At 62.7% G+C, this 7,475-nt stretch carries 8 protein-coding genes; all 8 read left to right on the forward strand.

Annotated elements, in window-relative coordinates; translation table 11 throughout:
• Positions 1-1,145: DUF2157 domain-containing protein (locus tag Q0629_RS08520; protein ID WP_298781397.1), on the forward strand; the 1,145-nt coding region annotated here is incomplete at its 5' end.
• The gene (locus tag Q0629_RS08525; RefSeq protein ID WP_298781398.1) at positions 1,142-1,660 is read left to right on the forward strand and encodes a GDYXXLXY domain-containing protein; all 519 of its coding nucleotides are present in this window, start codon (positions 1,142-1,144) and stop codon (positions 1,658-1,660) included. The genes Q0629_RS08520 and Q0629_RS08525, both read left to right, overlap by 4 nt.
• Positions 1,661-1,709: 49 nt before the next feature.
• A complete protein-coding gene (locus Q0629_RS08530; RefSeq protein WP_298781400.1) occupies positions 1,710-2,702 on the forward strand; it encodes a membrane dipeptidase in 993 nt (330 codons plus the stop codon).
• Positions 2,703-2,855: 153 nt separating this feature from the next.
• Entirely contained in the window at positions 2,856-3,791 is a 936-nt protein-coding gene (locus tag Q0629_RS08535) for a chemotaxis protein (protein ID WP_298781402.1), read from the forward strand.
• 193 nt (positions 3,792-3,984) lie between these two features.
• A complete protein-coding gene (locus tag Q0629_RS08540; RefSeq protein WP_298781404.1) occupies positions 3,985-4,635 on the forward strand; it encodes a hypothetical protein in 651 nt (216 codons plus the stop codon).
• Positions 4,636-4,710: 75 nt separating this feature from the next.
• Positions 4,711-5,844, forward strand: a complete 1,134-nt coding sequence (gene rpoD, locus Q0629_RS08545; protein WP_298781405.1) for an RNA polymerase sigma factor RpoD — start codon at positions 4,711-4,713, stop codon at positions 5,842-5,844.
• 71 nt (positions 5,845-5,915) lie between these two features.
• On the forward strand, positions 5,916-6,473 hold the full coding sequence (locus Q0629_RS08550) for a hypothetical protein (RefSeq protein WP_298781407.1): 558 nt from the start codon (positions 5,916-5,918) through the stop codon (positions 6,471-6,473).
• A 14-nt stretch (positions 6,474-6,487) separates the two neighbouring features.
• A partial coding sequence (locus tag Q0629_RS08555) for an NAD(P)-binding protein (RefSeq protein ID WP_298781409.1) occupies positions 6,488-7,475 on the forward strand: 988 nt, incomplete at its 3' end.

Genomic DNA, 7,475 nt, shown 5'->3' on the forward strand with positions numbered 1-7,475 from the left:
GCAACATGAGCTTCCTGCTGCGTGAGGCGGAGGTCTGGCGTGAGCTTGGCCTGATCAGCGCGGAGCAGGCGGACGGCATCCGCGGCCTGTACTCCGCGAGGCGGGGCAGGCTTCAGAACGCGCTGCTGGGGCTTGGCGGAACGCTGGTGGGGTTGGGGGTGCTCAGCTTCGTCGCGGCGAACTGGCTCGACATGTCCCGCCTTCTGCGCACGTTTCTGATCCTTGCCGGCTATGCGGCGTCCCTCGCTGCCTCCTGGGGGTGCCGGGAGAGGTTCCCCCGCACCTCCCGCGCGTTTCTGCTCGTCGGGAGCTTTATCTACGGCGGCGGCATCTTCCTGATAGGGCAGATGTTCCATCAGGGCGGGGAGTGGCGCTCCGCCCTGGGATGGTGGATTGCGGGCCTGATCCCGACCGTCGGACTCTTTCGCGACCGCTGGCAGGCCGTCCTGCTGCAGGGGCTTACGGCCCTCTACCTCCTGTTTGACCCCCTGTTGCACCCCGGACGGGTGTGGGATGCCGTCACATGGGGGAGCACCCCGCTTTGGGACTGCCTTGAGCCCTTCCTGAGGAATCCGGACGAGCTCCTCATCGTGGCGGCCCTGTGGGGGCTGTGGCACCTGTGCGGCGGACGAATCGTCTTTCGCCTCAACGTCCTGCTGTCGCTTCTGCTGCTTGGGGAGAGGTTTCAAGAGGACTTCGGCGACGACATCGCCCTGCTGGCCCTGGCCCTTGCGGGGCTCGCGCTGTCCCTTCTGGCGCCGCGCGGCGAGGACCGGCCCCTGCGGAGCGACCTGGCGGACATCGGCCTCCTGACGGCGGGGGCCTTCGGGCTCCTGCTGACCTGGCCCGATCTGTGGGCCTGGACGGGTGGGGCGCACTTTGCGTCCGCCCTTGCCCTTGTGGATGCGGCCGTGGTGGCGGTCCTGATGTTGTTGAACCTGGGGCGAAGACGCGGCGTCAGCATCCTCTTCCTTCTGCTGCTGATCGCCCGCTACTTCTTTGACGACTTCCTGAGGTTCACGTCCAAGGCCTGGGTTTTCTCCATCGCCGGGGCGGCCCTCCTTGCCCTGGGCTTTCTTCTGGAGCGGCGCCTGAGGCGCGGGGAGGGCAACCCTGAGGAGAAAGGCGGTGACGACAGGACATGAGGAGTTCCCTTCGCTACCTCGCGGCGGCCGTCCTGCCGCTTGGCGTGCTGTTGTGGCTGCCCCTTGAGCCGCTTTGCGTCCTGACCTGGGGGCGTGAAATCTGCCTTGCCGCCCGCCCCATCGACCCGCGTGACCCCTTTCGGGGCGATTACGTCGCGCTTGAGGTGAACGCCGCGTCGGTGCCCGAGGCCGCCTTTCAGCCAGCTTCCGCGCTGTCGGCTTTCGACAGGGAGTGTTTCGTGACGCTTATTCCGGAGCCGTCGGGCCTGTGGGGCCCCTCCCTGGTGACCCTGGTGGAGCCAGAGGACGGGGTGTACCTGCGGGGACGGATCGACTTCAGAAAGGTCGGGAGCATGGTTCACGTCGACCTTGGGGATGGGCTGAGGCGTTTCTACGTCCCGGAGGGCACGGGACAGGCTCTGGAGCGCGCGGCCCGGGACGGAAAAAACTACCGGGCGACGGTGCGGATCCTGCGGGGCAGAGCGGTCATCGTTTCGCTGGACGTGGCGCCGTGAGGACGTTCAATCGTGATTTTTGACGCTTTGATGCAGAGGGGTTGTTGATTTGAGTTCTTTGTCGAGTTCTTTGATCGTTGACGCGCATTACGACCTTTTGATGGACGTGGCCCGCCTGCGCCGCCAGGGGGAGACGCAGGTCATCGAGAGGTTCTACCTGGACGACCTCCGCGCTGCGGGCGTGAACGTCCTCGTCTGCTCGCTCTTCGTCTCAAACGAGTACATCCCGGAGATGGCCCTGCGCGTCGCGCTGGAGCAGATCGGCAACCTGCACGCGGAGATGCGGGAATCTCCGGGGAAGTTCGCCCTCTGCCGGACCGCGGCGGAGGCCCGGCGCGTCGTGGAGGGCGGAGGGATCGCCCTCTTCCTCTCCTTTGAGGGGGTCGATCCCCTGGGGGCCAGCCTGCAACTGTTGTCCGTCTTCTATGAGCTCGGGGTCCGCCTCATCGGGCTCACCTGGAGCCGGCGCAACTTTGCGGCGGACGGCTGCCATTTTCGCCCCCTGGAGGAAGGACAGCCTGGCGGCCTGACCGCCTTTGGCGTCGCCCTCCTGAAGGAAGCGGAGCGCCTCGGGATGATCGTGGACGTCAGCCATCTGAACGACGTCGGCTTTGAGGACGTGTTCCGTTTCTTTGGCGGGCCCATCATTGCCTCCCACTCCAACAGCCGGTCCGTCTGTCCCGTCGCGCGAAACCTGACGGACGACCAGATCCGCAGGCTGGCGTCGCGCGGCGGCGTCATGGGGCTCAACAACTCGACGTCCTTTGTGCGTCAGGGTGACTTTCCTCCGGACGAGCCCAGGTGGCGCGGCCTTTTGAATCATGCCCATCACATCGTTGACCTCGTGGGAGAGGAGCACCTGGGGCTTGGGCTGGACCTCTGTGAGTTCAGCAAGCCTGAGGACTGCCGAACCCACAGCGTCTTTCCGACGTACCGGCACGTCGTCCCCTTCGTCGAGGCGCTGCGCCGGGAGTTCCCGACACAGGCTGCGAAGGGAATCCTGGGTGGAAACTGGATGAGGGTTCTGGAGAACCTGGGCTGACGAGGGGCCCGATGTGCGAGACGTGATTTTAGAGCGATTTGTTTGGCGGTTTTGGCAATGTAGTGGTAAGATAAGCTTTGACTAGACGTTCACGTCCGAGTGCCCTCGCAGGTAGCGCAGGGGCATTTGTCGTTCAGGAAACGAGGGGTCTGCATGCAGGAAGTTAAAAAGGTTACAACTGAGGTCGGCACAAACGAATGGCAGCTTGTCGTCTTTGTCCTGGGGGACCAGTCCTTTGCGATCAACGTCGATAAGACAAGAGAAATCCTGCGATGGCCCGGATGCCGTGCGATCCCTGACGCGCCGGCGGCCCTGATTGGGATCACCTCGGTGCGTGGGGAGGTCCTGCCGATGGTTGACCTGCGCGTCTTCCTTGGGATTCAGCCGATGACCCCCATAGAGCAGAGCAAGGTCATCATTGCGGAGTTCAACGAGGTCAAACTGGGCTTCGTCGTCGATGCCGTGGAGAGGATCTACCGCATCAAGTCCGAGGACCTCGACTCCACCATGACGGGGAAGTACCTTGGGGACTGGATCCTTTACGTCATCAAGCGGGATACCCGCAACGTCCTGCTCCTCGACTACGAGGCCATCGTCCAGACGATCAGCCCTCAGCTCGTGATCCAGCACAACGCGGCGGATTCGGCGAAGACCAGGGCTATGCTGGAGGAAGTCGGACGCCCGGCGGATTATCACATCATCGTTGCGGAGGACTCGCCCCTGATCCGAAAGCAGGTCGAAGACGCCCTCACCGCCAGCGGCTTCACGAACCTGAAGATCTGTCCGGACGGGAAGGTGGCCTATGACGCCATCGTCAGGGAGAGGGAAGACTGCGACCTCCTGATAACGGACGTGGAGATGCCCCGGCTGGACGGGCTGACGCTGACCCGCCGAATCAAGGAGAACGTGGAGACGAAGAACATCCCCGTCGTCGTGTTCTCCTCAATCATGGCGAACGACATTAAGAACAAGGCCGCGAGCGTCGGCGCGAACTATCAGGTCACGAAGCCCGAGATCAACCAGCTGGTGGAGTGCGTCGTGAAGGTTATCAAGGAGAAGGCGGAAAAGCGGGCCGCGGTGGGAGAATAGGCTGCCCCAGCGGCGACGCGCCGGCAGAACGCCGCTTCGGTGAAAATGCCGTTCCATATCAGCACAAGGCGTCCTTGCCTTGTGCCGCGTTTCGTTTGAAGCGGTCCCCCGGAAGCGCCCGCGGAAAGCCGTGTCGACGGGGAGGCAAAAATCCCGTCAACGCGGCCCCAGTGCAAAACGAAAAGAGGTCGCCTTGCTGCCCTACTGGAATTCGGACCTGGCTCTGGAAATTGCCCCGTGGTTTCCCCTCGGCGTGGACTATCAGCCGATCTCGATCAACCGTCTTTACAGCCCACAGCTGAGGCAGATCGCTGCCGGCTGTCTTGAGCTGGACAGCGAGTTCTTCTTCATGTCCTCCCCGAGGGCGGGGTGCATCGGGAGCCTGGTGAGGGATAACTTTTACAGGGATGAGCCCTGCAGCTTTCTGACATTGGGCTTCCTGATGATTTTGGGGTATTCCCCGCGCATGGAGCGCCTGGTTGGGTCCCTCTTGAAGGGGCCGGAACGCAAGATGCTCTCCGCCGGAGTCGCGTTTTGTTCCCTATGGAACGACAGCATCTTGCTGGGGTCGATGAAGGTCATCGCGGTGGTGAGCGAGGAGGCCTTCTTCGACGAGGCGGATTTTCTGAATGGCTTTGAAAAGCTGCTCCTTGAGGCGAAGGGAAAGGACGAAGTCCCCTTTTTTGCCGAGAAGTTTGGGTACCGCCGCTTCTGTGTACCCTATGAGACGGACGACCCCCTGCAGCTCAGCATCCGCCAGCTGCTTTACGAAATGGAGTTCGCGGAGACGAGGCAGATGGTGGGCCCTTCCCCGGAGAGTCGGTTTCCGCAGTTTTTAGGATGACGTTAGAAGGGGCTTGCAGCGGTCAAGCGCCGCGATTTGGAGAGCATGCCCCTGAGAAAAACTGGAGGTATGGCTGTGCAGGACGATAGAGAGCCGCTGGAGAAGACTGACGATACCCCGCAGAACGAGGCGGCGTACCTGGGAAAGGTGCGCAACCTGGTCCACGAGGGACAGGGACGCGGCTTTGTGACCAATCGCGACATCGAGAGGCATATTCCCGTGGAGGCGTGGGACTCCGATACGCTGGACAACATCCTGAGCAACCTTCAGGAGATGGGGATCGAGGTCGTCGAGGAGGAGAAGCTGGACAAGATATCGCCGACCACCGCCGGACACGATGAGTTTATCCCTGCGCTGGACGGGGACCTGGGCAAGCTGGACGACATCCCCCTGACGGACCCGGTGAGGATGTACCTGCGGGAGATCGGGAAGGTCCCGCTCCTGACGGCTGCCGAGGAGGTCCAACTGGCAAAGCAGATGGAAGAGGGCAACGTCAAGTCGAAGCAAAAGCTGATAGACGCCAACCTCCGCCTCGTCGTCAGCATCGCGAAGAAGTATATCGGCCGTGGGATGCTCTTTCTGGACCTCATTCAGGAGGGCAACTTGGGGTTGATCCGGGCCGTCGAGAAGTTCGATTACCGACGTGGCTTTAAGTTCAGCACCTACGCCACGTGGTGGATCCGGCAGGCGATCACGCGGGCCATCGCGGACCAGGCGCGGACCATCCGCGTTCCCGTCCACATGGTGGAAACCATCAACAAGATGGTGCGCGTTTCGCGGCAGCTGGTGCAGCAGTTGGGGAGGGAGCCGACGGACGAGGAGGTCGCGCGCGAGATGAGCATCGACCCGTCCCGGGTGGAGGAGATTCGCCGCATCTCGCAGCTCCCGATCTCCCTGGAAACGCCCATCGGCGAGGAGGAGGACAGCCAGTTGGGCGACTTCATCGAGGACCATGAGCTGCCCAGCCCCGACGAGGCCGCGGCAGGGCACCTCCTGCACGAGCAGATCGAGGAGATGCTCTCGAACCTTTCAACCCGCGAGCGGGAGGTCCTGCACTTCCGTTTTGGGCTTGAAGACGGACATTCCTACACCCTGGAGGAGGTGGGACGCAAATTCAACGTGACCCGGGAACGCATCCGGCAGATCGAGGCCAAGGCGCTTAGAAAGCTTCGCCAGCCCAGCCGGAAGCTGAAGGATTTCCTGGATTAGAGGGCCTTCGGGTCCTCGGCGCTGTTGTGAGTGTGCTCTGGCTCTCGTGATGTGGTTCGGAGGCGATGTGATTGCAAAGGATGAGGAATATCCACGTTCTGTTGTTGGCTGCATTGATGGTTTTCTGTCTCGCCTGCACGGCGCCTGGGGCAGTTCGCCCACGGCGCAGCGCTACGCGCGACACTCAGGCCAAGGCGGCTGCCGCACGGGCGGCGGAGGAAAAGCTGACGGGCGACGTGGGCCGGGGATCGGACCTGGCCGCGATTGGTACCCCGAAAAAGGCGGCCACTACCTTTACGGGCTTCCCAGCAGGGACGCTTCCGGGAAACGGTGGAAGGAGTGCTGCAGTCAGTCCCAGGGCAGAAACGATGGAAAGCGACGTGGCCCCCTCTCGGGTCGCGCTGGTGGGCGATCCTCTCATCGCCCCGATCAGCGATTCGAACGTGGGCGACAAGCTGGATAAGATCGTCGCGATTGCGGACCACGTGGGCTACACCCTCGTGATGCGACCGCGGTACCGGCCCCGCTCCCTTCTGGAGCCGCCCTATTCCTATTACCTGATGCGAGGGAAGCGCAGGCTAAAGACGCTCTTTTTTGACCGACAACTGAAGCTGGTCCTGATGAACTGACGCGGGCCCATGGAATGAGCGTCCGCTTCACGAAGACCGTGAAAAATGCAAGACGGGGGATCGCCCTCTCCAGGAAGTTCAAACACCGCTTTCTCGGGGCTGTGGCGCTCCTCCTTCTGCTGTTACTTCTTGCCACGCTGCTCGTGTGGTGGCAGGAGGACGGGTTCCGGGGGTCCTTCTGGGGGGCCTTCTGGAGCGTCCTCTTCACGTTGATCGGGCAGGGCGAGTTTGCGTCCCATCCCAATACCTTCGTGGGGCGCATCATCGTCTTTTTCCTCTCGATCTTTGGCGTAGCCCTCTTTGGAGTTGTCTTCGCGGAGGTGATGCAGCGCCTGATCAACAGCCGGTTGAAGGAGATGTTGGGGATGAGTACCTGCAAATTTCAGGGGCACGCCGTGATCTGCGGCTGGAACACGCGCGGACCGTACCTCGTGCGGCAGCTCATGGCCTCGGGGAGCGAGATTGCCGTCGTGGCCGAGGAGCGGCCGACGGGCCTTCATGCCGACGTGTTCTTCGTTCAGGGCAACCCATCGGACAGGGGTTCCCTGCTCAAGGCGGGGGTCGAGCGCGCCAGAGCGGCGGTCATCCTCTGGGACCCGAAGTTCGGGGACGACGACTCACGGGCCATCCTGACGGGCCTGGCCGTAGAGAGCGCCGCGCCGCAGATATACTCCGTCATGGAGCTCCACAACCCGGAGAACGAGCGCTATGCCCGCTACGCGCACGTGGACGACATCCTCTACACGGACAGCCTCATCGCGGACATCACGGGGATCTGCACGCACTTCGAGGGCATCTCCTCTTTTATCAAGGACATCCTCTCTACCTCGGACGACGGACACAGCTTCGCCTCCTTCGACGTGCCCCCGGAGTTTGAAGGAAGGACGATGGAGGCGCTCTTCGCCCACTTCCGCGCTCAGGGAACGCTGCCCGTCGGCGTGATCGTCCCGCCCGCGGAAGACCGGGAAGCTCTGGTCTCTCAGTGGGTTTCCCACGTGGACC

This window comes from uncultured Fretibacterium sp., from assembly GCF_938030725.1.
Classification (GTDB): Bacteria; Synergistota; Synergistia; order Synergistales; family Aminobacteriaceae; genus Fretibacterium.